Source organism: Candidatus Sulfuricurvum sp. RIFRC-1 (assembly GCF_000310245.1).
Classification (GTDB): domain Bacteria; phylum Campylobacterota; class Campylobacteria; order Campylobacterales; family Sulfurimonadaceae; genus Sulfuricurvum.
The window spans coordinates 2,241,769-2,267,887 of record NC_020505.1 but is presented as its reverse complement, the minus strand read 5'-3'; the positions used below and the strand labels follow the sequence as shown (position 1 = coordinate 2,267,887).

Annotated in this window: 26 protein-coding genes and 4 tRNA genes; 13 read left to right on the top strand and 17 right to left on the bottom strand. The window is 45.0% G+C overall.

Annotation, left to right across the window (positions count from 1 at the left end):
• Positions 1–4: 4 nt before the first annotated feature.
• The gene (gene arsC, locus B649_RS11545; protein WP_015654703.1) at positions 5–349 is read left to right on the top strand and encodes an arsenate reductase (glutaredoxin); all 345 of its coding nucleotides are present in this window, start codon (positions 5–7) and stop codon (positions 347–349) included.
• Here arsC and B649_RS11540 read toward each other — a convergent pair.
• The 3 genes from B649_RS11540 to B649_RS11530 form a co-directional block, all read right to left on the bottom strand.
• Entirely contained in the window at positions 346–1,977 is a 1,632-nt protein-coding gene (locus B649_RS11540; RefSeq protein WP_015654702.1) for a methyl-accepting chemotaxis protein, read from the bottom strand. The two genes, arsC and B649_RS11540, sit on opposite strands and share 4 nt — an antisense overlap.
• Positions 1,978–2,046: 69 nt before the next feature.
• Complete coding sequence (locus B649_RS11535; protein ID WP_015654701.1) at positions 2,047–2,505, bottom strand: nucleoside deaminase; 459 nt, start codon at positions 2,503–2,505, stop codon at positions 2,047–2,049.
• Between the two features lie 7 nt (positions 2,506–2,512).
• On the bottom strand, positions 2,513–3,274 hold the full coding sequence (locus B649_RS11530) for a M15 family metallopeptidase (RefSeq protein ID WP_015654700.1): 762 nt from the start codon (positions 3,272–3,274) through the stop codon (positions 2,513–2,515).
• A 108-nt stretch (positions 3,275–3,382) separates the two neighbouring features.
• Between B649_RS11530 and B649_RS12665 the strand changes: the two genes are divergently transcribed.
• Positions 3,383–3,751 carry a hypothetical protein gene (locus B649_RS12665; protein WP_291750904.1) on the top strand — a complete coding sequence of 123 codons (369 nt, stop codon included), beginning with the start codon at positions 3,383–3,385 and terminating at the stop codon, positions 3,749–3,751.
• Here B649_RS12665 and B649_RS12375 read toward each other — a convergent pair.
• Positions 3,705–5,036, bottom strand: coding sequence for a diguanylate cyclase (locus tag B649_RS12375; protein WP_051013671.1), 1,332 nt, complete (start codon positions 5,034–5,036; stop codon positions 3,705–3,707). The genes B649_RS12665 and B649_RS12375 overlap by 47 nt on opposite strands.
• Positions 5,037–5,262: 226 nt before the next feature.
• Between B649_RS12375 and B649_RS12370 the strand changes: the two genes are divergently transcribed.
• Both B649_RS12370 and B649_RS11515 read left to right on the top strand, forming a co-directional pair.
• A complete protein-coding gene (locus B649_RS12370) occupies positions 5,263–6,600 on the top strand; it encodes a diguanylate cyclase (protein WP_015654697.1) in 1,338 nt (445 codons plus the stop codon).
• A complete protein-coding gene (locus B649_RS11515) occupies positions 6,597–9,518 on the top strand; it encodes an EAL domain-containing protein (protein ID WP_015654696.1) in 2,922 nt (973 codons plus the stop codon). Before B649_RS12370 ends, B649_RS11515 begins: the two co-directional genes overlap by 4 nt.
• Positions 9,519–9,533: 15 nt before the next feature.
• Here B649_RS11515 and B649_RS11510 read toward each other — a convergent pair whose 3' ends face one another.
• From B649_RS11510 to B649_RS11500, 3 genes are all read right to left on the bottom strand, one after another.
• Positions 9,534–10,814, bottom strand: a complete 1,281-nt coding sequence (locus B649_RS11510) for a sensor domain-containing diguanylate cyclase (protein ID WP_015654695.1) — start codon at positions 10,812–10,814, stop codon at positions 9,534–9,536.
• A 114-nt stretch (positions 10,815–10,928) separates the two neighbouring features.
• Positions 10,929–11,216, bottom strand: coding sequence for a c-type cytochrome (locus B649_RS11505; RefSeq protein WP_015654694.1), 288 nt, complete (start codon positions 11,214–11,216; stop codon positions 10,929–10,931).
• A 44-nt stretch (positions 11,217–11,260) separates the two neighbouring features.
• A complete protein-coding gene (locus B649_RS11500) occupies positions 11,261–12,031 on the bottom strand; it encodes an RMD1 family protein (RefSeq protein WP_015654693.1) in 771 nt (256 codons plus the stop codon).
• Positions 12,032–12,098: 67 nt separating this feature from the next.
• Between B649_RS11500 and B649_RS12365 the strand changes: the two genes are divergently transcribed.
• Positions 12,099–13,286, top strand: a complete 1,188-nt coding sequence (locus tag B649_RS12365; RefSeq protein WP_015654692.1) for an OmpA family protein — start codon at positions 12,099–12,101, stop codon at positions 13,284–13,286.
• 23 nt (positions 13,287–13,309) lie between these two features.
• On the opposite strand, the gene B649_RS11490 is transcribed toward B649_RS12365, so the two are convergent.
• Positions 13,310–14,191, bottom strand: coding sequence for a hypothetical protein (locus B649_RS11490; protein WP_015654691.1), 882 nt, complete (start codon positions 14,189–14,191; stop codon positions 13,310–13,312).
• A complete protein-coding gene (locus B649_RS11485; protein ID WP_015654690.1) occupies positions 14,188–14,796 on the bottom strand; it encodes a hypothetical protein in 609 nt (202 codons plus the stop codon). The genes B649_RS11490 and B649_RS11485 overlap by 4 nt, the downstream gene beginning before the upstream one ends.
• Before the next feature lie 196 nt (positions 14,797–14,992).
• Between B649_RS11485 and B649_RS11480 the strand changes: the two genes are divergently transcribed.
• The 7 genes from B649_RS11480 (at position 14,993) to B649_RS11450 (ending at position 21,338) form a co-directional block, all read left to right on the top strand.
• Positions 14,993–16,105 carry a hypothetical protein gene (locus B649_RS11480; RefSeq protein WP_015654689.1) on the top strand — a complete coding sequence of 371 codons (1,113 nt, stop codon included), beginning with the start codon at positions 14,993–14,995 and terminating at the stop codon, positions 16,103–16,105.
• A gap of 70 nt (positions 16,106–16,175) precedes the next feature.
• On the top strand, positions 16,176–16,634 hold the full coding sequence (locus B649_RS11475) for a hypothetical protein (protein WP_015654688.1): 459 nt from the start codon (positions 16,176–16,178) through the stop codon (positions 16,632–16,634).
• Complete coding sequence (locus tag B649_RS11470; protein ID WP_015654687.1) at positions 16,631–17,710, top strand: FtsX-like permease family protein; 1,080 nt, start codon at positions 16,631–16,633, stop codon at positions 17,708–17,710. The genes B649_RS11475 and B649_RS11470 overlap by 4 nt, the downstream gene beginning before the upstream one ends.
• Entirely contained in the window at positions 17,707–18,342 is a 636-nt protein-coding gene (locus B649_RS11465; RefSeq protein WP_015654686.1) for an ATP-binding cassette domain-containing protein, read from the top strand. Before B649_RS11470 ends, B649_RS11465 begins: the two co-directional genes overlap by 4 nt.
• Positions 18,317–19,861, top strand: coding sequence for a cbb3-type cytochrome c oxidase subunit I (locus B649_RS11460; protein ID WP_015654685.1), 1,545 nt, complete (start codon positions 18,317–18,319; stop codon positions 19,859–19,861). Before B649_RS11465 ends, B649_RS11460 begins: the two co-directional genes overlap by 26 nt.
• Positions 19,858–20,811, top strand: a complete 954-nt coding sequence (locus B649_RS11455) for a hypothetical protein (protein ID WP_015654684.1) — start codon at positions 19,858–19,860, stop codon at positions 20,809–20,811. Before B649_RS11460 ends, B649_RS11455 begins: the two co-directional genes overlap by 4 nt.
• Complete coding sequence (locus tag B649_RS11450; RefSeq protein WP_015654683.1) at positions 20,808–21,338, top strand: YceI family protein; 531 nt, start codon at positions 20,808–20,810, stop codon at positions 21,336–21,338. Before B649_RS11455 ends, B649_RS11450 begins: the two co-directional genes overlap by 4 nt.
• Here the strand turns inward: B649_RS11450 and B649_RS11445 are convergent.
• Positions 21,299–22,210: an MBL fold metallo-hydrolase gene (locus B649_RS11445; RefSeq protein WP_015654682.1), complete on the bottom strand. Its 912-nt coding sequence runs from the start codon at positions 22,208–22,210 to the stop codon at positions 21,299–21,301. The two genes, B649_RS11450 and B649_RS11445, sit on opposite strands and share 40 nt — an antisense overlap.
• Entirely contained in the window at positions 22,210–22,443 is a 234-nt protein-coding gene (locus tag B649_RS11440) for a CDGSH iron-sulfur domain-containing protein (protein WP_015654681.1), read from the bottom strand. The genes B649_RS11445 and B649_RS11440 overlap by 1 nt, the downstream gene beginning before the upstream one ends.
• A 104-nt stretch (positions 22,444–22,547) precedes the next feature.
• Between B649_RS11440 and B649_RS11435 the strand changes: the two genes are divergently transcribed.
• Positions 22,548–23,432 carry an AEC family transporter gene (locus B649_RS11435; RefSeq protein WP_015654680.1) on the top strand — a complete coding sequence of 295 codons (885 nt, stop codon included), beginning with the start codon at positions 22,548–22,550 and terminating at the stop codon, positions 23,430–23,432.
• Here the strand turns inward: B649_RS11435 and fliG are convergent, their stop codons facing one another.
• The 6 genes from fliG to B649_RS11405 all read right to left on the bottom strand — a co-directional run bounded on the left by fliG (position 23,433) and on the right by B649_RS11405 (position 25,969).
• Positions 23,433–24,458: a flagellar motor switch protein FliG gene (gene fliG, locus B649_RS11430; protein ID WP_015654679.1), complete on the bottom strand. Its 1,026-nt coding sequence runs from the start codon at positions 24,456–24,458 to the stop codon at positions 23,433–23,435.
• 80 nt (positions 24,459–24,538) lie between these two features.
• Entirely contained in the window at positions 24,539–25,399 is an 861-nt protein-coding gene (locus tag B649_RS11425) for a hypothetical protein (protein WP_015654678.1), read from the bottom strand.
• A 147-nt stretch (positions 25,400–25,546) separates the two neighbouring features.
• Positions 25,547–25,634, bottom strand: a tRNA-Ser gene (locus B649_RS11420).
• Between the two features lie 29 nt (positions 25,635–25,663).
• A tRNA-Cys gene (locus B649_RS11415) sits at positions 25,664–25,737 on the bottom strand.
• Positions 25,738–25,746: 9 nt separating this feature from the next.
• Positions 25,747–25,833, bottom strand: a tRNA-Leu gene (locus tag B649_RS11410).
• Positions 25,834–25,894: 61 nt separating this feature from the next.
• A tRNA-Gly gene (locus B649_RS11405) sits at positions 25,895–25,969 on the bottom strand.
• Positions 25,970–26,119 lie beyond the last annotated feature (150 nt).

Below are 26,119 nucleotides of genomic sequence, written 5' to 3'. Positions count from 1 at the left end.
TACTGTGACAACCATCTGGCATAACCCGAAATGTTCAAAATCACGTGAAGCGTTGAAATTGCTCGAAGAGAAAGGGGGATCTTTTGAGGTATTCAAATATCTTGATACCCCCCCATCACGAGAAGAAATTACCGCTTTGTTAAAAAAACTAGGGATTTCAGCTCGGGAGCTGATGCGGACGAAAGAGGATCTGTATAAAGAGTTAGGGTTGGCAGAAGTGAATGATGAGGAGAAGCTGATCGATGCGTTAGCGGAATATCCTAAACTCATTGAACGCCCGATTTTGATCGAAGAAAATCGAGCGGTGATTGGTCGTCCGGTCGAAAAAACGATAGAGTTTTTAGGCTAAGTTCGGAATTTTTGGAGCTTTTGATTTAAATCTACGGTATTGAGATCAAGTCCATGTGCGACATTGGTAATCTGGGAGATACTGGTTGTATTGGACGTGGCAATGACATTGATTGAATCGATTTTGGTTGAAATCAACTGCATCCCCTCATTTAGTTCTACCAGTCCCTGATTGGAGTGATGGATACTCTTTGCCGCTATCGTCATGAGTGATGATGAGGTTTGAATTATCGTTTGAACCGCATTGGAATCTTTGGAAACCAGCTGGATCGAAGTAGCCGATTTATCCATTTTTTGGCTTGTATCGGTGATCGCAGCGACGATTGTACTGATGGTACGGTTGATCTTTGACAGGCTCTCTTGGGTCCGTTCGGCAAGTTTGCGTACTTCGTCGGCAACGACGGCGAATCCTCTTCCGTGTTCTCCGGCACGTGCTGCCTCGATAGCGGCATTAAGCGCTAAAAGATTGGTTTGATCGGCAATGTCCCCGATGATATTGAGTACCCCTTTAACCTCTACCGCTTGAGAGCTAAGCGTTTTAAGATCATCCGAGAGAATCAGTTGGGTTTGGGAAACGGTATGAATATCGTCATTCATCCGGGTAATTTGTTTACTGGCCTGGGTGAGTTGCGTAGAGGCTTCTTGGATTTTAGTATTCGTTTCTTCAGACATGCCGGTAGAGGTATGAATGATTTTTTGGAGGGTGAGGATATGGTTATGGCTTTGAGAAATATCGGTTGCGCTGGTTTCCAAACGCTGTTTAATCACTCTGCAAACACTGTAAAGTTCTTGGGCCGAGGAGATACTGTTATCGGATGAACATTTCATGCTGCTCATCATTTTTTGCAACTCTTGCATCGAATCATTCATATCTTTGGCCGCTGTGGATAACTCATCATTTCCGTTTGAATCGATCCGTTCAAGAAGATTTCCTGATCGAAGATGTTGTGCAATCTGAGTGAGATCGGCGATTTTTTTGAGTAAATATTTGGTGATATAATGAAGCACAATATGGACGATAATCATTCCGATCGGGAATGAGAGGAGAATGAGCCACAGCGTTTTTTGAAAATCTTTTTGAGCAATAGTATAGAGATTATTGGCATTGGTAATCTGTAACTCGATCAGCTCGTCAAGCTGTTCGCTGGCGGGGGTGATACTGTAGGGAAAATCACTTTGGATCAGATCTAACACGCTCATCAATTGCTTATCTTTTATGGCTTGTTCGAGTAATAGGATAGAACGTTCGGCGCGGTCTATGATTACTTTTGCCGATGAAATCTTTTGTGCTTCTTCGGGTGTGACCGCACCTTTGAGATACGCATCCCATTGTTCTTTAAAATGCTTATGGGATTTTTCGACCGATAACAGCGCTGAGTCGAAATCTTCTGTCCCTTGTGAAAGGTTCGTTGCTGTGATTAGAATCTCTTTGTCGATGGAATTTTTACAGCTGCGAAGATTCTGAAGCGGTTGAAGACTTTGGGTATGGATGGTCGTTAATGAGGTATTGGATAAATACATCCCTATAACGCCGATGATGATTGCGACTAGAGCAAACAACTGTGCCATGATGACAATGAGGGTAATCTTTTGACGTATTGAAAGCCGTGCGAAAAAGGAGAAAGACATACCGTACACCTTTGATGGGGGTACGGCAGTTTAAAATCTTATGGTTACAATGAGGTCACATTAATATTCTCAATAGATAATTCGGTCATTTTTGTCGAGCCATTTTGTGAAAAGTTCTTTTCCTCTTTCCGTATCGACAGCTCGAAGATCAAGAGCTGTTTCGGGATCGCGGATCATGGTATAAAAAATCCTATCATCAAACCCGCCTTTTGCGGCATCGTCCATGGATGAAGCATAATAGACGGTAGGGATTCGTGCCCAAAAAATCGCTCCCATACACATGGGGCACGGATAGCAGGTGGTATAGAGAATACAGTCGGAGAGATCGGATTTTCCTAATATATGAGAGGCTTTTCGGATGGCATTGATCTCTGCATGAGCGGTGGGATCGTTGGTCTGCAACACTTCATTATGCGCAGAAGCTATTATAAGCTCATCACGCATAATGAGTGCACCGAATGGCCCTCCGTGGTTGTTGAGCATCCCAAATACCGCTTCATCGTAAGCGATCTGCATCCAGTGATTCATGGTGCGCTTATTTCCCTGCACAAGAAGGGGCGAAGAGTTCAGGACGGTATTCAAAATGCATGGTGTCATAGTGATACCATCGTCCTCCCCAGATAAAGCCGTGTTTTTCAAAAATACGAACAATAGAGAGCGGCATAGTATTGCGGTAGCCGATACGGGCGGTTTCGGAGGGAGCTTCATCTTTCCAGTATTGGGTCGTATTCGGAGCCAAATCGATGGCGATTCCGTAGCTGTGCATCGATAGGCGCTCAGTGTCTTTGATCACACGATAGCAATAGGTGGTGGCCCCTTCCGCCCAAATGCGATCCGCTTTAGGAAGTTTTGCGATCTCTTGACCGATGAGAAAAAGTTTTTTATCGACTCCTCCCACTTTATTAACCGGAAGTTTTACGGAGCCTTTGAGTGTCGGCCAGTTAATACGGACGAGATTTTTTTCGATGGTTTTTTGATCTTTGCCGTAGAGGGCTTGGAAAAACGGTTGGTAGCGGAGGCGGCCCGGACTAAAGAGATACGGCGGGGGTGTCTCTATTCCCCCTGCATCATAGGGTTGCTCTAACTGGGTAGCGAGATCGGCATTGTCGATTTTTTCATTCCACGAGGTTTGAGGTTTTTGGGTGTGGTAAGGAAAACGTGTTCCGTCTTTGAGGATGATGGCCGATTCATCCGCTGAAGCGATGAGGTTCGGGTATCCATCCAAATAACATTGAGGACTACTCCATCCCAATGTCGCCGCAAGGGCTAAGACCCCTGAAAGTGTAAAAAGTTTCATATTTTCTCCTAAGTGGATGTTATTTTACCCAATTATCATCCTAAACATTTCACGTTTCCTTCACACTGAAATGTCATGATACCTCCATCTTAACTCTAGGAGTATCCTATGAAAACGATTCAACCTTGGATGGTGGTTATGACTGCCGCAGTAATTTTAACATCAAATGTGTACGCTTCAGGCGGACATGATCGGGGAGGATATGATCGAGGTGGGCGATATGAATCTCCTCGACATATGAGAATGTCGAATTATTCTCATAATGACCGCCGACATCATAGTGCTAATTGGGTTGTTCCTCTCGTGATCGGTGGGGTACTCGGGTATGCTCTCTCTGAACCGCGACGGGAGTCTGTAACCTATGTTTCCAGTGTACGCTCTCCGGTCGTTTATACGCCGCAGCCGGTTTATGAAGAACAATGGGTCTATTTTAGCGATTGCGATTGTCAGCGTCGCGTATTGGTGCCGGTACGCTGAGGTATTTCTCTTTTTTTGCGGTGTACATTGAGATGTCTGCCGCTCGGATTAAATTTTCTTCATCTACGGCATCGTCCGGATAAAGTGCCATTCCGATACTGGCATGGGGATAAATAATCGTTTCATTTTCGATATTGATAGGTTCACAGATAGCGGTTTGTATGGTTTCTAGAATAGTATCCAAATGATTTTCTCCTTTAATGTCTTCAATAATGACAATAAATTCATCCCCTCCGTAACGACAGACGGTATCGGTATTGCGCAAGCATGCCTGAAGATTTTGCCCGATACTTCTTAGCAGTATATCTCCTGCTTCGTGGCCGTATTGATCATTGATTTGTTTGAAATCATTGAGATCAATAAAATAGAGGGCAATCTTGTTACCGTTGCGTTGAGCGCGAAAGAGTGCTTGGGAGAGACGATCGTTCATCGCGGTTCGATTGAGGGTTCCGGTCAATGCGTCGTATTGCGCACGGTAGGTGAGGGCATCAACATGAGAACTTAGCACCGTAATGTCGTGCAGATTGGCGATATAACTGACCAGACGGCTGCGGTGATAGATGGCGGTAATCGAGACACTGAGGACTTTGCTTTTTCCCTCAAACGATTTTGTAATGCGCCCTCTCCAGGTTTGTTCGGCATTAAATTGGGATTTTAAGGTACTAAATGTGAGACGATCTTCAAATAAAAAGGTTCCGATATGATTGCCGTATACGGTGTCGGGATCACTGATGTTGAGGAAAAAGAAGCTTCGGTTGGCGAATTCGATAAACCCTTTTTCATCGGTGTAAAAAATGGCGTCACCGGCACCCTCTAGGGCCGTAGAACGCTTATGCAAATCATCGAGGATTTTTTGGGAGACGGTGATGTCTTGCGCCATACATAACATCTCTCCATCGGTCCCCTCAAGCAACCGGTTTCGCCATTCGCAAAAGATCTCTTTGTAGTGGCGCGTAACATTATAATTTTTGGAGTGACTAAGCCCATCTGCTGAGGCTTTTTTGAGAATAGTGTAGACGTGCGCTTTGTCAAATTGAGGGACTAAAAAATCGATGATCTCTTCCCCTATTGCTTGGTCACGTTCCCAGCCGAAAATGATCTCCGCTGTTTCATTCCACTCGATAATTCTATGGTTTTTATCGATAACGATATGGGCGACGGGAGAATCATTAAAAAATTGTTGATAGCGGTTCTGGCTTTGGAGTAAGCGGCGATTGAGAAAAACGGAGTGTACAACCCATAAGGCCAGTACGATAACGAGAGAAGGGACCGCTAAAAGCTCCATCACATATTAAAAATGCAATTGAAATCAGTAGGTTGAATGGAAAATAAACTACTGATGATAAAAGAAAAGAACATGCGGGAACTCATGGGAACAGGTGATATCCTTCGTTAATTTTGATCATTATATTGCGTTATTAATTATTTTAACATTAAACAATTTTGTATAAAGCTCTTTTTTTTGAGAGTTCTAGCGTTATAATAAAGAAGCATAACAAAAAGGTATACCTATGTTTTTCCCAACCCTTGGGTTAATCGCAACAACAAATGTGATAACGGTTGATATCCATCAGAGTATTCAAGATGCCCTGAATAAAATGCATTTGCATAATCATCGCAGTATTATTGTTGTGAATCAAACGCTTCATCATATTATTTCGACCAAAGACATTATTCGTTTAAAGCTGGAGGGAATCTCGTTTTCAACCCCCCTTTCTCAGGTAATGCTTCGCCCTTTGCCGATGATTGACAAAGAGAGCAACATCGTCAGCGCTCTGAATCTCACCAACGATATCGACGAGCATATTTGTGTCTGCAATGCGGATGGAAGTTTGTACGGATTGGTGACCAACAGCGATATCGTCGCGAGCGTTGATCCTCAGGTGATTCTCGATTCGCTTCAAATTGCCACGATTTTTGAAAAAAAATACGGCTACAAAAGCTTTGCTCCGGATACCCCTATGTCGGAGATTCTGGAGTTTATGAAAGATTCTCTGAGTGATTGCGTGATTATTCAAAAAGGGGGCGAAGCGGTTGGAATCCTCACTTCAAAAGACATACTTCGATTTATCGGAGATGAAGCACACAGCAGTATGAAAGTGTCAGACATCATGTCTTCTCCGGTCGAAACTCTCAACCAAAAAGCTTCGATCAATGAGGGGTTGGAATATCTGCGCAAACGCCCCTATAAGAGAATCGTAGTAACCGATGATGAGGGGCATGTTGCGGGTATCGTGACACAGCAGGATTTGATCTCCAGAACGTATCTCAAATGGTCACAGCTGATGCAGGATCATTTTAAACAGTTCGAAGAGATCACCCAAATCCTCCAGCAAAAGAATCAACATTTAACGCAGCTTGCGACCAAAGATCTTCTCACAGATATCCATAATCGCCATATGTTTATTGAACTTTTTTCGAAAGAGCTTTCTCAGCTGAAGCGTCAGAGTAATAAACTGGCGTTGGTGATGATTGATTTGGATCATTTCAAACAGATTAACGACACGCACGGACATAACATCGGTGATGCAGTTCTTAAACAGTTTGCGTCATTGGTGACCGGTTCGGTCCGTGAAGCGGATCTTTTTGCCCGTTGGGGCGGAGAGGAATTTGTCTTGCTGCTCCGTAATGCAGGATGCGAAGAGGGGTATGGTGTGGCGGAAAAAATCCGCTCACTTCTCGAAGCGGAAAACTTCGACGGGGTCGGACAGGTGACATGCAGCATCGGAATTACCGAAGTGAAGGGTGAAGACACTCTCCACACGGCGATAGAGAGAGCGGATGATGCGATGTATGCGGCCAAAGATGCAGGGCGTAACTGTACGATTGCGTGCGAGAGCAGAGAGTGAAGCTGATTACCTTAAAATCGCTCCTCTCCGAGAGTCCCAGAGCATTGCAGGGCGATCAGAGCATAGCAAATGCTCTGGCGATGATGACGGAGCTCTCAATCAGTTCGATTATCATCGTAAACAAGGAGAACCGCCCGATCGGGATTTTCACGGAGCATGATGCTCTGCGTGTTGTTGCGGATGTGATTAGCATAGAGACCGCTTTAGCGGAAGTGATGACAACGGACCCTTTTTGTGTCGAGAATACCCTTTATTTGCATGATGCCTATACGTTGATGGAGGAGAAAGGGTATCGCCATTTGGTCGTTGTAGATGAACTCGGGTTGTTTGCGGGGGTAGTGAGCGAGGGGGATTTTCTACGACATATCGGCTTTGAACAACTGGGAAAATTCAAGGTCGTTTCCGAAGCAATGAGCAGTTCGCCGCTCATTCTTGCTCTGGATACCCCTCTTTTTGAAGCGGCAGCTGCAATGCGGGAACGTAAATGCGATTATGGGGTGGTTCTTGAGGGTCCCCATCCTGTCGGAGTCGTTACGGAGAGAGATATTGCTCACTGGTGTGCTCAAAAAGAGATAGGGGAGACGATGGTAAACGAACTCCTCCATCATGATTGCCATCTGATCCACAAAGAGATTCCACTCCAAGAAGCGGCAACATTGATGGAAGCGCACGGTATTCATCAGCTGATTGTTGTGGATGAGACAGGGAATCTTGTAGGACTGCTCAGCCGGCATGATGTTCTTCATGCGGTACACGGGGCCTATTTTGAATATTTAATCCGAGTTATCGATCACAAAAATGATACGATTAGCAAAATAGGGGAGCAGAAAAAAGAGCTCAAAATCGAGAAAGAGTCGATTGAAAAAAATGCGTTGAAGCTTCGAAAATTGTTCGAAGCCCTTCCTGATGGGGTTGTTCTGCTGGAGAGTAGCACCATGAGAGCGGTCGAGTTTAATGAAGCGGCTTACCAGCAGTTGGGATACGATTCAGAGGAGTTTGCCCTGTTGGGGATTCCTGATTATTGTACGACGGAAACACCCGAAGAGACCCGTCAGCATATCGAAGCGATTGAACGTGAAGGGAAAGACAGTTTTGTGACGCAGCATCGTACCAAAGATGGGAGTGTGATCGATGTGTGGGTGAATGTAATCGCGATTGATTTAGGCGGAGTCCCACACATGATCGCGGTTTTTCGTGATATCACCGAGCAAAAGAGGATTGAGAGACATTTACAAGAACAGCAGGCAGAACTGGCACATCAGAGCACTTTTTTACGAACCCTATTGGACAATATTCCCGATTTGATTTTTTCAAAAGATTTAGACGGAAAATATTTGGCCTGCAATACTATGTTTGAACGTTTCTTCGGTGAAAAAGAATCCGCAATTATCGGAAAAACCGATTTTGATTTTGTGGATGCGGCATTGGCGCAATTTTTTCGTGATAACGATCACGCGGCGATTCGGGGAGGAAAACCGCGTAATAATGAAGAGTATTTGATGTTTGCCGATAAAAGCTATGAGGGGCAGTTCGAAGTTACAAAGGTCCCGATGAAAGATGCTTCGAGAAACGTGATCGGAATGCTCGGAATTGCACGGGATATTACGGAACGGAAGCGTTATGAAGCACAGTTGGAAACGTTGGCAAATTACGATCCTCTAACGGGTTTGGCGAATCGTGCTTTGTTAATGTCACATCTTCAAAATTCGATTGTTCAGGCGAAGCGGCATACGGCACAAATAGCACTCTTAATGTTCGATTTGGACCGTTTCAAAGACATTAACGATAGTTACGGACACCATGCCGGAGATGAACTGTTGCAGGTTGTCGCAGAGAGGTTTTCATCCCGCTTGCGAGAAGGGGATATTATCAGCCGTTTGGGGGGTGATGAATTTGCCGTAGTGCTGGAACATTTAGCCCATGCTGAGGATGCAGGACGATTAGCGGAAGAGATGATCGAGGCGTTGGGAGCGGAGTATAAGCTCTCCAGTGGAGCGTCTATTCATATCGGTTCAAGCGTAGGAATTGTTTTATTCCCCGATCATGGAGAGGATGCGTCAGAGCTTTTGCAGCATGCCGACGCGGCACTTTATAAAGCCAAAGCAGAGGGGCGGGGAACCTATCACTATTATACGGATGAACTGACCGATTCGGCACGTAAGCGGATAGAGTGTGAAACACGTTTACGGCGTGCGGTGATGAATCAAGAATTTGAAGTCTACTACCAGCCGCAAGTGCATATCGCAACGGGTCGTATTGTCGGAGCCGAAGCATTGATTCGCTGGAATTGTCCTGTGCGAGGTCTTGTCTCTCCTACCCTTTTTATCCCGATCGCCGAAGAGACGGGACTGATCGGAGAGATTGGGGAGTGGGTACTGAATGAGACGTGCAGACAGGGGAAAATCTGGCTTGATCAGGGGCATCGTCTGACGTTAGCCGTTAATCTTTCCGCCCATCAGGTTCGCCACCAAAATATTCCGGCGATGGTCGAAGATGCTCTTAAAAAAAGCGGGTATCCAGCGGATAGGCTTGAACTCGAACTGACCGAAAGTGCCTTGATGCAGCGTGAAGAGGAAGCGGTCGCCATGCTGCATACCCTTCGTGCTCACGGTATCCGTTTGGCGATTGATGATTTCGGTACAGGGTATTCATCGCTCTCGTATCTCAAACGGTTTCCGATCGATGTGTTGAAAATCGATAAAAGTTTTGTGGACGATATTCCGTTTGAATCGGATGATATGGCGATCGTTACGGCGATCATTGCCATGGGGCAAGCTTTAGGCTTTCAGATTCTTGCCGAAGGGACAGAGCGTATCGAGCAGATTGAATTTTTGAGGGAAAAAGGGTGTACGATGTATCAGGGGTATTTTAAAAGCCCGCCGGTTCCGGCAGCGGAGTTTGCAAAACTCCTCGCATGAGGATAAACGTTCACGTTATTCGACGCGATTGCGTCCACGCTCTTTCGCGAGATAGAGTTTTTCATCGACTTGCATGACAAATTGATCTATCGTATCTTGCTGGATGGGTACTGAGCTGCCAAGAAGGACGGAGACCACTCCGATACTGACCGTGTAGCGGATGGATACTTCATCCAACAAGACCTCTTTCTCAGCCGTTATATCACATATTTTTTGCCCAAGGAGAAGCGCCTCTTCTTTACTTGTCGTGGGAAGCAAGATCATAAACTCTTCTCCTCCGAAGCGAAAAATATAATCGGATTTACGAAGTGTCTGCTCCAAAATACCGGAAAAATGTTTAAGTACGATATCTCCTACTGCATGACCGTAGGTATCGTTGATCTGTTTGAAATGGTCCAAATCACACATCATCAGAGAAAACTCTCTGCCGGTTGCCTTGGAGATATCGAGCTTATTGAGCATGATTTTATCAAACAGCCGACGGGTTAGCAGATGGGTGAGCGGGTCTTTGGCGCTCTCTTCGATCTCGTTAAGAAAAGCAATCTCATTTCCGATCTCAAGAGAATAGTAATCGATCCGCTGCATAAGATGGATCAAGGTTGCAGGGCGAGCTGTTTTACTTTTGCAATAGTTGATGACATTGGCTGCCAGATCATGGAGATTGATATGGAGTTTGTCGATCACTTTAAAATGGGATGTTGAGAGGAGATAGGTGGTGGTTGCGCTGTGCATCCACTGGCCAAATTCACAGAGGTTTGGGTTAAGTTGGGGATAGGTATCGTCAAATTTATTCTCTTGGACATAGTGAATCAGATTAAGTATCCAACGAATATGGGACTCATAATGGATCATAAATTTTTTATCGGGCATGATCGCGATATGGGAGAGGCGGAGTTCGCCTTTAAGGGTAAGCTGCATGAGAAATTTTTGCAGGTACAAAACACTGATTCGATCTTCATGCCCTTCAAAATAGCGGTTTATTTCACCAATATTCTCAAAATCCTGTTGTTCGATAAGGGTGCCGAGAAGTTTTCGGGCGACGGTGATGAGCTCACTGTATAAAAAAAGGTAGGATATCTCGTATTCGATGGTAAATTGGACGAGCGTGAGGGTGTTTTTTTCAATCTCTTCTTCGGTGCTCGAGAGGAGAAGATCTAAAAACAGCTGTTTATGCTCGATGAGAGCTTGGGTGTAGAGACGGCTATCGGTGCTACCGGTATGCATACTTTCGAGATTAATACCGAAATCATGGATACACTCTTGAATATCCGGGAAATAGCGTTGAATCGTTTGCATAGGAACTCTCTTTATTGGATGAGCTTTATGAAGTATTGTAACGAAAAAATAAGAATAATGAATAAAAGTGCTTGTCCGCAGAAAAGAGAAGTTTTAAAAACTCCTCCTCGGGTATTATTTTAAGGTAGCGATATGTGCGGCGAGAATTTTAAGATCATTGTCACTTAGACCATCTAAAGAGGCTTGCATCGTCACTTTTTGATCACCGCCGAAACTTCCCGCTTTGTATCCCATGAGTTTTGTCAATGCCGCCGTATCCCCTGCGATCGCTTTGCCGGAGATGGCAGCATCTTTGCCGTCTACACCGTGACATTCGGCACATTTGGCTCCGTAGAGCTTTGCCCCATCGGCGGCTACGAGGGCGGAAACACCCAATACCATCAACATCAATATTTTTTTCATGCTGTTCTCCTTTTTACTATCGTATGGGGTTTATTGTAGCACACTTATTTTACCATCTCCATAATGCCCATAACAATTTCGACGGCGATGAGGACAATGATGATCCATTCTAAAAATTCACTTTTTTTGTGGTTGATGATGTCCATAACGAGCATGACATCCTCTTTGATTTGAGAGAGTTTGGAGAGGGCGATTTCGTGACGGTCGTAGAGCTCGAGGATAAAGGCAAGACGGTTATAGAGATTTTCCGCTTCTTCGTTATCCCATAGAATATTGGGTTTGTCGAGTAACAGCAGATTACTGACCATATCATGGCGGGTGAGGGCAAGACGTTTGGCAAACTGCATGAGATGCGAACGCCGGCTGATCGAGAAATGATGAATCGATGCCACGATTCGACGGCTTTGGGAGAAGAGGGTGTCGAGCCGCTTTTCGTAATGTTCCAATCCGACGCTTTGCGAAATCGCCAGAGCGATGACATTGAGGCTTAACACGGTATCTTCTCGGAGGATAATCACTTGATTGGTGATGCTGAACGCTTCGGGGTGATTCGGATCGATTTGGATGGGGTAATCTTGGGTGATCAGTTTTTGTTCATCTTCCATCGATATGCCCAGCGTTGAGAGAGCGCTCAAAATAGTTTTTTTCTCATCCGCAATCAGTGTCAAAACGCCAAAAGGGGCAAGGAGCGCATGCAGGGTATCATTCCGGCCGTAGTAACCGTTTTCAACCCCTTTGTTCATGGTTAAATCAAAGGAATACTCTAGGGCTGATTTACTGATTGGATGATCGAGATAAAGAGATAATAGGTTCATGATTTTCTCCTTTAACCGAAGATTGGTTGTTGATAGTGTATCATTCCTTTATTACAGTGAGGTGATAATGCAAACTAAAATAGCTATCGGACTACTAACACTAGGGCTCAGTTGGGCTCATTTGAGCGCTGATGTATCGGAGATGATTTTTTATCCGCAAGCCGATTTTTCAGAAGGAATTTTTCACTTTAATTATCAAGGTGCTAAAAATAAAAACTACGGATTTATGTTTGATCGCGGATTTGATTCAAATCGGATTGTTTATGTCCGACCTGAAGAGCATTCGATTGAAAAATTGAAAGACGGAAGCGTTAAACTCTCTTTTGCCAATACCGATCGCTATTCGTATGTGCAGCGTGCGTATAAAGACGATTTTTTGGTATCGGAAGAGAACGGTGTCTATAAAATACTCCTCAGCGGCGGGGATTGCAAGGGGAGTCCTGATTGTGTGACGGCAGAAAATATCCTTACCGTTAATGTACCGAAAGGGTATGGTGTCCGTAAATATCAGGGATTGGATCAAGATCTCAAGCCCCTTAAAAACCCGATATGGCAGGCAAAAGGGAATACGTATACGCTGACCGCCCGTGATGTCAAAGGGGCGTGTGTGATGATGGAGATTGAAAAACTCAAACCGGGTCAAACCATAACGCCGATGGTAGTTGCCGCCAATGAGATCAAACCGCTTAGCGCGCCGGAACCAACCCCAACGAACGTTCCGGTATTAACGCCTCCGGTTGCGGAAGTCAAACCGGTCGCTGTTGTCCCTGTGAGCAAAATTACGGCACCGGCAATCATCACACCAACCCCTATCGTAAAAACCGAACCGAAAGTTGAAAAACCGATTGCGGTTGCGGCGAAGCCGATCATTGAAAAACCCTTAGCAACAACTCCAGCACCGGTAGCGTATTTCCGCAATTTTCAGCTGTTTGACAATCGGATAGTCGCCCTCAACGAAGCGGGAAAAACACGGTTGAATGAGTGGGCAAAAGTGTTCAAAGTCTCTGGAAACAAATCGATTATCATCAATTCGTATACCGACGATATTCCGCCACAGCGTCTCAAACATCTTTATGCAACGAATGAGATTATCTCTGAAGCACGGGGAAAAGTGGTCGCGGAGTATTTGGCAACGCAGGGGATTGATCCGAGTATCATTACGGTAAACGGGATGGGAGATGCCGATCCGATTGCTCCCAATACGACCGAAGAGGGGCGATCCAAAAACCGACGGATCGAATTTATTCTTAATTAGACCTCTTGTAGAACTATTAAATCCTACATCTGCTCATAAAGATCGAACAGATCGACCCCATCGGGGAGGCGCGGTTTGCCGTCTCGGAAAGAGCGGGTATGCGCGATAAGCCGTTTGAAATGTTTACGCAGATGATACGCATCCGGGACATTGGGACGGAACCAATCCCCTTTGGCACTAAAGAGCCAGTCGATAACCGCTTTCACATCCAGTAGGGTATATCCCCCTGTTTCAATGAGGAGTTTTATCTGAGCGGCCCAGCTCATGACATCGAACGGCTCTTCGAATTGAGGGTCGATGGAAGAGAGATGGCGGATGAAATATTGCGCCATCTCGAACTCTTCGGTGGTCGGTTTTGCCTCAGCGAGGGTTTGCTGCGAAGCGATAACCGGAGCATTGGAAGCGATCTCTTTGCGTACCCAACGCTCAAACTCCGCACACCAGTCGAATGAACGGTTGTTTTTAGAGCGCTGATAGAGGTTAAAATCTTCAAACAATTCTCGACGTAATCCCTCTCGGTCACACAATTCGAGCGCGAAAGCGTGGAGTTCATCGAACGTATCGTTGTTGATATTGAGAAAATAGCTGCTGTCGCTGTACTCGCTCGCTGTGAGAGCCATAACCGGTGATGGGAGGGTGGCAATCGGTGCAAAGGCATAGTAGATCATTACCCCTTGCGCTGTTTTGCGGCGGATCGTTTTTAAAATCCCTTTCTTCACCATAATATCGAGTGCTTCGATTACTTCACGAGGGCTATGACGAATCACCTGGGCGAGGGTAGAGGCATCGATATCACCGGGTTTGTCACCCCACTGCTGGGTATGACGGGCGATGAGGGGGAGAAGTGCGCGTTCCATGAGACTGAGATCTTCACGATCGATCAAAGCGAGCGGGAGAGTAATCATTTTTGCTTGACCGATCGGAGCAATTTGGCTTTGAACCCTGCGGCAAGGGTCGTGTTTTTATCGCGTTCACGACGCAATATTTCGTTACGGTACTCGTGGGTGACACGAGTTTCAAAGAGGCTCCGGTCGAGTGAAACATAGTCGTAAATCCACCGTTTACTGAGGGCTTTTACCACGTTAATATCGGTCTCATCGAGTAGACTTTTTTCTTCACCCTGACGTTTGATCGAGGTAAAACGGATAGACTCGAACCGCTCAAGCGCACTTTTCTCCCCATCTCGCACCAGACTGATCTCGCGGTGCAAATCGTACATCAGAGCGTAGAGCTTTTGCGCTCTCTCCTGAGCCTCTTGATCGATGGGGGTAAGCATCTCACCCTCAAACTCTTCGGCAATCAGGGAAATCTTTTCAAACCCGCTTTTATACGGCATAGAGCGTGACGAGAGGCGGCGAAAAAACTCACGATAATGGGAGGGCTGAATCGTGCGCACTAAGTCGGCAACGTGCGCGCGGAGGTTGATATCCTCCTCGATTTTGAAATATTCCATCAACGAAGTGACGAATTGGGCGCGGATTTGATCTTCGGTTGGTCGGTTTTGCTGCATGTTTTATTGTATCAAAAAATGGCTTTAAGAAGTGCGGTGTCACTGCACGTGGGCTTTGCGCCGAGTAAAACACAGTGTTAGCGTAGGACAAGGGGCTTTGCTCCTTGTACGTGAAGGATACTCAAGTGGCAAAAAATAAGGTAAAATGATGACGGGTATTTGCAAAGTACCCTAAATTTGCACTAAGAAGAGTTTTATGCTCACAATTAACGAAACGGTTATCCCTGATGGGGATGATGAACTTGGCGACAACCTCCTCTATTACGACTATAACATCGATCATCTTCTCTCGTTAGAGGCCAAAGGTCTTACGATGGAAGATGAGGGGTATATCAGTGCATTTCGTTCATTCGAGGGAGAGGTGTATGAAAATTACATCTACGAAAAACTTCTCCGTTACGCCGCTAACGAACCGCAGATTAAAAGTTTTATTATCAAAGGTCCCCACAAACATCGTACCCGCGCCCAAAGCGATGCCCTCTCGGTAAGCTGGAAAGGGCAGATCATCTACCGAGCCCGTCACAAAGAGATCGGCGAGTTTGACGGATTGCTTTTTACCGATAAAGAGCTCTTTTTTGTTGAGATGACCCTCGTTAAATCGGTAAGCAATCTGAAAAAACGGCTCCGCAAAAAACGGGCACTTCTCGAAGTCCTTTTTCCCCGTTATCAAGTGAAAGCTTTGTTGGTTTTAAATGAGGGGGCAACCGGGACTTCCGATCTTCCGCCGTATGCCTCGGTATGGCTTACCAAACCCTACAGCGCCCGTCATATTTTAGACCGCCTCAGCAGTAAATCCAAGCGCGATCCGATGATTCGTGTCGAGAGTACTAAGATTGCCCATGCCGAAGAACTCAAAATTGCGGCATTTAAATATTACAGCACATTAACGTGGATGAGCCGATCACTGCGCGCCAAAGATCCGATCGATGTGGAATTTTTCCGACGCAATGCAACCCAGCGTTATCATGATATTTATACGAAAGTCTATGTCGGGTATCTCTCTGTCGAAGATTTTAAAACCCTTGCCCCTGATCTCTCCTGGAACGGTTCAAATGCGTCGCGTGTTGTCGTCGCAATCGAAAAAGACCACTCGGGCGGATATTTTCTTACCTATTTTATCCGTCATAGTTCCAAGAAACTCGATAATGTCACGATCTCTTCGGGGATAAGCAAGGTGGCGAAAAAAGATCCTTTTGGGATTACCCTCACCGAGATGAATCATTTGGATAAAGTGATGGATCAGAGTTTTGCCCTCACGTTGGGACAGCACAAAGAGCTTGAAACGATTTTAAGCAAACTGACTCATTAAGGTCTATTAACCGTCAATTATCCTTTTTTCTTTTATACTTTCGTCAGTTAATCAGGTATAAGGATCTATTATGAAAAAGGTTATCATTTTGTTGATGGTTGCACTCAGTGTTTGGGCGGCTCCGTATAAAGTAGGTCAATCGGTAATGCCGCTTGATCTAAACGATCAGTTCGGTAAACGTCTTACCCTCAAAGCGATGCCGAAAACGCTGATTATGGCGTTTGAAAAAGGGACGGGAGCCACGGTCAACGAGTATCTTACTGTTCAAGAAAAAGGGTATCTGGTAAAAAATAAAGCGGCATTTGTGGCCGATATCAGCCAAATGCCAAAATTTATCACCGAAAGTTTCGCATTGCCGAAAATGCGCAAATATACCCATACGGTGCTTTTGATCCAAGATGAAGAGCAGGGGCTTAACTTCCCCTATCAGGAAGATAAAATCACCGTGATGAAATTTCGCGGGAACTTTCTCACCAAAGTTGAATTTATAGAAACTACAGCCGAACTTAAAAAAGCGATTGAGCAGTGATTACACCGCTCAAAGCTCTTCGTAAAAACCGGTTTAAAACGGCCCTCATTTTTATCAGTATGAGTGTTTCGATTGCCGCTATTTTCCTCATCAGTGCTATTTCCGGGGGTGTGGTGAGCATGTACAGCTCGATGCTCAAAACCGATGGGGATATTATCGTTACCCAAAAAGGGATTGCCGATACGTTTTTCAGTGATATTAACCGCTCCGTTACCGTAGAGATTTCCAAAATGGGAGGGGTCAAAGAGGTGAGTGCCCTCATTTTAGGGGCAGCTCCCGTCGATCCGCTTCCTATTGTCGGTATTTACGGTGCAAGTGAAAACCGTTTTAAAAGCTATACATTGACAAAAGGCTCTTATCCACGCTCCGGTGAAGTGATGCTGGGGTCTAAGATCTATGAAACCCTTAAGCACCCTGAAACGATATCTCTTTCAAAAAAAGAATTCAAAGTCAGCGGTGTGTTTAAAAGCCGTATCGGTTTCGAAGACGGTGGGGTGGTTATGAATCTGGGGGATGCGGGAGAGGTATTTCACAAAAGTAGCTCTATTTTTCTGATCGCACTCGATGATTTGAGCCAAAGTGATACCATCATAGAGCAGATCAATACTGCAAATCCTGAAATGGAAGCGAAAACAACCGACGGATTTATCGATTCGTACAACCAGTTCAAGATTATCAAAACCAGCTCCGACGTGATCGGGGCCATGGCGTTTTTAATGGGGATATTGGGCATCGTGAGTATGATGAGTATGGTGGTGAATGACCGCAAGGGGGAGTTTGGAATTATGCGTTCCATCGGGCTCTCTTCGAGCACCATTATTTTAAAGCTTCTAAGTGAGACGCTGATTATCGCGGTTCTCGCCTATACCGTAGCACTTGGGGCTTCGCTGGGGATATTGGAGATGATAGAGCATGCCGATAAATTTCAAGGATACATCAATGGAGAGATCACGTTTGCGTTAGCGTTAAAAGTGTTTATTGTATCGGTTACGATGGCGCTGTTTGGAACACTTCTTCCTGCCATTTATGCTTCTCGTATCGACCCGATGAGCTTGATTCAACGAGGTGGAGCATGAAGATCGAAGCACTGGGACTGGAACACTTCTACGGTCATGAGAAAGTGTTGAACGGGGTTGATATCGAGATTTTACCGGGAAGCTTTACGGCGATTATCGGCGAGAGCGGAAGCGGGAAAACAACGCTTCTCTCTATTCTCTCAACGTTATTGCAACCATCGCATGGAAGTGTCCGATACGATGGGAAAACCCTGAGTGAATTGGGGAATATCGACCATTTCCGACGGGAACATATCGGGTTTGTTTTTCAATTCCATTATCTGATTTCTTATTTGACGCTCCGTGAAAACGTGGCGTTAGCAGCCCTCGATCCGACATTAATTGATCCACTGATGGGAAGTTTGGGGATTGAGCGGCTGGGGAAACGCTATAGCGATGAGGTCTCCGGCGGAGAGCGCCAGCGTGCCGCGATCGCCAGAGCCCTTATCAATCACCCCTCCGTCGTGTTCGCGGATGAGCCGACGGGGAATCTGGATACGAAAAATGCGCTCGGGGTGTATGAACTGTTTAGAGAATTTTCACATCAAGGGACAGGATTCGTGGTTGCATCTCACGACAAAAAAATTGCTGACTACGCAGATATAATTATTGAGATGGAGGATGGTCTTGTTAAGCAAATTCATAAACAATGAACTCCCTCTCGCGCTTGTTTGGCTGATTTTCGGACTCTTCGCAGGGCTCGTTTATGCGGTCGAGATGTTGGGGCTGGACGGGTCGATGACGCTCCTTTCTCCTGAGAGGGCACGGTCGTTACATATTTCGCAGATGTTGTACGGATTTTTCCCGTTGATGCTCTCACTGCTGCCGTTTGCGCTGTTTCAAAAAGAGGGAGTTTTGTCCGAAAATGCGATAGGCCATTTGCGCCGTTATTTCGTTGTTTGGAACCTCTTTTTACTCTTCATGTCTATGGCACTGCTGTTTGGAAATATTCGGGGATTGCCGTTTTACGATTTCCCTTATCAGCTGAACTTCCTCCTTGCTTTTAGCGGAGTGTTTTATCTCCTTGCCCTCGTAGATGCCTTGCGCCGCTATGAAAAACGTCCTTTGTGGGTCAATGTATCGCTTCTCGCTGTGATTGTTGCACCGATTGCATTGGTGGTGTTGATGAACCCGCAATACGGTCAAGTAGAACAGACCCTTGTCGGACCCCACGGTGATAATACACTGGGGATGAGTTTTACCCTTATTCCCCTCTATTATCTGCTCATCAAGCTTGTTGCCACACAGGAATTCAAACCTCGCTGGCATGGGTTATGGATTGTGCCGTTGGTCGGTTATGCACTCTCTCTCATTATCCGTAACTTCTTTCATAATCTCAGTTACAACGAAGAGTGGTTTTTTCAGTATTTGACGCTCCTATATCTTCCGCTGTTATGGGTTTGGCTCCGTGATGCGGGGGTGAATTTTAAAACGAATCCGTATCTGATCCTCTCGATTGCAGCATTCGTCTTTGTTGATTTGCAGGGAAATTTCCTCTTTATTCCCGAAATCCGCGCTTTGATCCATCGTAACGATTTGGTGGTCGGACATGCCCATATCGCGATGGGACTTGGGGTGGCGTTTATGGCACTTGCGATCATGCACCATCTTTTGCCTAATCTCTTTCGTCGAGTCTACGCCGTACTTTGGACGGTATTGATGGCACTGATGGCGCTAACCCTTAGTGTCGCCGGAATCATTGAAGCAGGAGGATTTATCGGAGCGATTGAGCCGTTTTTGGGAATACGTGCCCTGATTGGTGCCTTACTCGTTGTCATGGTCCTTTGGATTACCTATGAGCGGATTCGATTTCGACTCGATTCGCCCCTCAAATTCTATCATTTGAGCGGTTTTTTGAGTGATGCAGGAGGAGGGGTGATTCTTATCCTCGGCGGTGCGGCACTATTTCCGTTACTTGGATTTCAGTTTAACGGGACGTATGAGTACATTGTTTTTGCTTTTATGATCGGGACAGGATTGATGCACTGGTATGGAATCCACAGTGATCCGCACCGTTTTGCGGAGCTTAGTGCGAGCGTGAGGGTTTTGTGCGCTTCCGTATTTGCCGCACTCTATATGGCGGGTGCGCTGGATGGAATTGCCCTCTTGGTGGCACTCTATGACACCTCATTTGCTTTGGTGTATTGGTTGTTTTTACGAGGCAAACAGTGAACCTTCTCGTTATTGTACTCAGTTCACAGCTTCTGTATTATCTCCTTATCGCACAAACAGGGGTAGTGGGTGCGTTTGATTCCCATATCCATGACCTTTTTACCCTCCCTATCGGCGGAGTAATGGGGGCACTTTTTAATGCGCTTTGGCGACACAAAGATCTAAAAACTGAACTTTACTTTTTGTTTGGGGTTCAGATTATGATTTCGTGGTTTTACCCCAATTACTCGCTTGGGATGTTGTTGGCACTCGGTTTTGTTGTCGGATATACGACACCACTTCTCCTTTATATCTTTGGTTCGCAAGGGAAGCTTCAGCTCTCGTTCGGGCTTGCTATTTCGTATGCCATAGGGACAGCTATGTATACCTATCCTTTTGAAGATAGAGGAGTTATCGCTCTTGTTTTGCCCCTTATTTCTATTGTGGCCTTACGGTTTTTTCATCTCAATCGTCTGCTACAGATTGAGTACAAAAAATTTCCGTGGCGGCTTGTAATCGTGATGATGCTCTGGATCTTTGCCGATTCAGCCCTCTTTGAAACACTGAGCCGATCGGAAGCTATGGACATTTGGAGCGAATATACATTGCTGATTATAGCTTCTCATTTAGTGGGAGTTTATGCCGCATACCATTTTGGGGATGAACTCTTAAAACAGATTCCTGTTGTTTTGGGACTGTTCATTGTGAGTTATATTTTGTATTGGCTAGAAAAACCTATCGGACTCGCGATTGTCTATCCGATTGCAATTTCGTACTATAATGTCCTTGTATTTCATAAATTGATTCAACTGCGCAATATCAGAGTGACCGCTTTGGCGATGATCGGAGTTGGATGGATTGCAACATCGGCTGCTAACGCTATTGCGTTAGAACATCAGCTTTGGATTGCTGTGACGGTACTCGGGGTATTTTCCCTTCTTTTTCCATTTTATTTTAGGAGAGTTACATGAAAAAAATAGTGAGTTTAGTAGTGGTTTTAGTGGCAACGTCCACATTTGCGGGGAATTTGAGCTTTGAATCCGGAAGCATTAAAGCACATACGGAAGTTTTTGGGGATTCAAGCATTGACCCTGTGACGAAAAAAATTGTTTCAGATCTCAGTATGGATAAAGATCCTTCGACATTGAAAGGTTCAGTAGAAGCATCGATGCTCGATTTGATCAGTGATAACAAAAAGCGTGATGAACATATGCGTGAAACGATGGAATGTGATCGATTTCATATGGCGGTATTTGATATCAAAGAGGTCGTGGTAAAAGGGGGAGACAACGTACTCCTTAAAGGTTCAATGAACCTCCATGGTGTAACGAAACCTATGAGCTTTGAGGGGGCTGTTACACAAGACGGCAGTAAAGTCCGTATTAAGGCTTCGGGTATGATGAAAATGTCAGATTTTGGGATCAAACCCCCGAAAATGGTTTTTTTAACCGTACGTGATCAGGTTGATTTGAATGTTGATATTTCGCTGAAACGATAAATCTCTCCGATACGCAATGTGCGCGAATGAAACGGATAGGGCGCGGACAGGGTTAGTTGCTCGAACCACTCGATCGGCTCATCCAAAGTATCGTCTGAGAGTTTAAAGGTTCCGTAATGGATCGGTATCAGGGTTTTTGCCCCTAAATCTCGTGCCGCTTGGAGCGCTTCAGGCGGTGAAATATGGAAATGTCGCATAATCGGCTCGGGTCGGTAGGCACCGATCGGTAAAAATGCTTCATCGATATCAAATCTCTCTCTAATCTCTTTAAAATGCTCCCCCATCGCACTGTCACCGCTATGGTAGAGCGTATGATCGCTGTTTTGGATCACATATCCACCCCACAACGCTTTGTTCATGTCAAAATGGATACGATTGCTCCAATGCTTTGAGGGGACAAGAGTGATAAATAATCCTCCTACCATGACCGATTCCCACCACTCCAGTTCAAAGCATCGTTCACGTGTAATTTTCCCTTTTAAATATCGCCAAAATCCATTCGGTGCAACGATAATCGTTTTTGGATTTTGTTGCAATAAAAATAAAACGGATGCTTTGTCGTAATGGTCATAGTGGGCATGGGTAATGAGGATGACATCGGCACGTAATTGCTTTTTGGGGAGGGGGAGTACACTGTATCGGCGATACAGCGGGAGATTTCCGAGTACCGGATCGATTGCTACCGTTGTCTCTCCCATCTTGAGCCACAAAGATGCGTGTCCCAGCCAGAGGGCATACTCACCGCTTGGTAAATCTTCTTGCGTTATGATGCTCCGGTTGGTCGCAATTTTCTCACGACGATGCAGTAATTTGGATAATTGCCATTTTAGAATCGTTGTTAAAGAAATTTTCGGTGACGTATAGTGTTGCATTAACCCTGCTGGTGTGATCCGTCACAGTAGGGTTTACGCCCTGAACGCCCACATCGGCAAAGCCATTTGTCGGTTTCTACTTCGACGGAAAATTTGATGGGTGTTTTGTCGGTTCCACTATGGCTCCCATCACAAAACGGGAATGTTTTTGAAAGACCGCAAGTACAATACAAATACTCGGTATTGGCATCGAGTGATGCTTTGAAAGGCTCATTAATAAACTTGGTTTCCATGATACACCTCCATTTTTTGATTCCATAATTATCATTATAACCGCATTTTAGAGAATTAAAAGGGGGTTCGCAATAGTATTCGCTTAGTACAATTAAGGCAGAAGATGGAACCGTTTGCATTTATTATCGGCTTATTGCTTTTGGGTGTTCTTCTCCAGCGAACGGATGCCCCGGTCGATTTGGCCAAAAGTCTCAATTTTTTTGTTATTTATGTCTCTCTTCCTGCAACAATATTGCTGCAAGTTCCTAAGATCCATATGGATATGTCAGCATTGGGTGTCGTGCTTATTCCATGGTTATTGTTGCCGATTACCGTAGCTATCGTTATGGTAATGACAAAAAATCATCCCCCTGAAGTTCGTGCCGCTTTGTTGCTTGTCCTTCCGTTGGGAAATACATCATTTGTCGGGATACCGATTGTTCAAACACTTTTAGGAGATGCGGCAATCCCTTATGTCCTAATGTACGATCAGTTCGGGACGTTCTTGATCCTCTCCCTCTATGGCAGCGCTGTTTTGGCCCGGTATGAAACGGGACACATCCATAAACGGCTGATTCTCAAAAAACTTTTTTTGTTTCCCCCTTTTTTGATGCTGCTGGTAGCGATGATATGGGGCGAAATGCCCTCACGCATGATCCCTTACTTACAGATACTCTCTGCTACGCTTGTACCGGTAGCCTTGGTATCGGTAGGGTATTCGCTCCGGATTCGAGGGGGGATTGATTATCCTCTCTTTACAAAAGCTCTTATGGTCAAATTGATGGTAATGCCGTTGATTGCATTTGGAATTTTGTTTGCGATGGGAACTGAGCCTCTCGCACTGAAAACGGCGGTGCTTGAATCGGGGATGCCATCTATGATTACCGCAGGTGCATTGGCAATTGCGGCAGGATTTGCTCCGGCACTTAGTGCGGCGTTGGTCGGTTACGGGATTATCATTGCTTTGGTCACTTTGCCGATAATCGCTTATCTTTTGGAGCGGCTATAGCTATTCGAGCATCTCTTCAGATTCACCGAGCTGCAAGACACCTTGCTCCGCCAAGGCTTGTACCACATCGACAATTCGGCGTTGCGCGGCTTCAACCTCTTTCATTTTAACTGCACCTAAAAATTGGAGTTCTTCGATAAAAGCGTCTTTGGCACGTTGGGACATATTGGCAAAGAATTTCTCTTTGAGCTCTTCGGCCGCATTTTTCAGAGCCAGCATCAGATCATTTTTATCGGCTGATTTGAGAATTTCGCGAATACCGGCACCGTCGAGATCGACAATATCTTCGAAGGTAAACATCATCTCTTTGATCGATGAAGCCAGTTCTTGATCCAACTGCTCGATTTGTGACAAGGTCGCTTTGGAGACTTTCGTACCCAAACGGTTGAATACGTCGGCAACAGAACGCGGTCCGCCCACCTCGACTTTGTAGCTTGCCAATGATTCGAGTTTGGATTCTAAAACCGTACTGACCCGTTTGATAATCGCAGGGGTAATATCTCCCAGTTTTGCCATACGCATTGCCACTTCAGCGCGCAGTTCATCGGGGAAGATATAGAGTGTTTCAGCCGCAGCGGAAGGGTCCATATGGGCTAAGATCAATGCAACCGTCTGCGGATGTTCCGTCATAATAAAATCGGCCAGTTGCTGAGGCTTGATTTTGGCCAAAAAGGCAAAGTTTTGGCTGCTCTGCATCGTTTTACTGAGACGTTCCAATACTTTTTTCGCTTCATCCGGCCCCAGCGCTTTGTATAAAATCTCCCGGGCGTATTCAAGACCGCCCGTGTTTAGGTATTGATTGGACTGGACAATCGCGTAAAACTCTTCTAAAACTGCCGCACCGATATTCTTTTCAATACTATTGTTATTAGCGATATGTTTGGAAATTTCAGTAATGGCTTGGATGCTCATTTTTGAGAAAAGGGCAGAGGTAACATCTTCACCCAATTGAACTAAAAGGATGGCAATCTTTTGGGTCATGCTCATTTCATCAAAATACGCCTGCTGTGTCGGAGATAAGTTCATAATATCGCTTTAGTTTGATTCAATCTGTAATAGCTGATATTATAACTCATTGCTGTGGGTAAACGGGAAAAAAAATGTTTTTATTTTTTTTGTCGGGAGAGTTGATTGTATATTCCGGTTCCCACGATGAGCAACGTTACCCCAATTATGAGATAAAAAGCGTTAATGAGTTGACTGTAATCATCCAACACAATTTTAAATACGGCCATAAGAGATTCGATCGAGAGAGCAATAATGATGGAGGTCAAAAATTTACTGAGTGTTTTGTTCTGGAGGTCGTTGCCGTAATTGAAGGTTTTAAAGAGAACCTCGTTTTCAATCAGTGTTTTGGCCAAGTCGTAGATCGCAAGTCCGATCGTAATTGAAATGATCGATGTGAATATCTCATGCATAACAAGCTCTTTCGACATGGAAGAGGTCAGCATATTTAAGAAGATATAGGCTCCGTAAAAGATTAAAAAAACTGAGACAAGACCCAATAGTAATCCTCCGCATCCCATGACAAAGCGGTTGATTTTTTCAAAAGCACTGTTGTGTTCAATCAAACGAAGCTCTTCAAGCAGTTTGAGCATATCAAAATCAGCAACAATATAACGGTCATTTTCTTGTTTTACGGCGGTCAATGTCGGCAATCCCGTAATGTGATGAAGATAAGGATTGCTGATATGAATCGGTTCTTCTACAAAACTGACCCATTTGAAATAAAAAGATTTATCGGCACCGTTGCGATCCTCATCAATGTAGTTTCGGCCAAAATCGGGTGAGGATTGGGTAAAGGTATTATCGACGGAATAGATAACTTCAGATGATCGTTCACTTTCGAAAAATCGCCGCATATCTTTAGCGTCATTTGTGGGAGGATGGAAATTTGCTATTGCGGTACGAAGATAAAATTGAACACTGTTTTTGTGTTCGGTATAGATACTGATGATCCGTTTCATGAAAACTCTCCTTCACTGAATTTTCAATCTATGTTGTATCACCTATAGCATTAAGAGCCGTATGCAATATGAAGGTATATATGAAAGTTAAGGATATGTTTGTGAATTGAGGGTTGAATAAATGTTAGGAAGAAGATTTAAATGTGATGGCGGGCCACCAAGGATTTGAACCTTGGGAGGTATAACCCTCGCCGGTTTTCAAGACCGGTGCAATCGACCACTCTGCCAGTGACCCGTATAAGAATGAAGCTATTTTTTACATTTTGGAGGTGGTACCCAGATTCGAACTGGGGGTCAAGGTTTTGCAAACCAGCGCCTTACCGCTTGGCCATACCACCATCCATTTGTGGTGCCCGGAGCCGGACTTGAACCGGCACAGTGTTACCACCGAGGGATTTTAAGTCCCTTGCGTCTACCGATTTCGCCATCCGGGCAACGATAACAAAAAATACCTCAGTTAAAGCATCGGTTTCTCGATATTTCAACTGAGGCATATGGAGCGGGAAACGAGGTTCGAACTCGCGACCCCAACCTTGGCAAGGTTGTGCTCTACCACTGAGCTATTCCCGCATTGTTTTTGTGGACTGGAAGTATAGCAAAAAAAGTATGGTGTGTAAAGAGTTTAGCCTCTTTTTTTGTTATTTTTTTTGAGGTATATCTTTTTAAGAGTTCCACTGCGCTATAATCGCGTCAATTTAAACCAATATAATACTAAAGGAA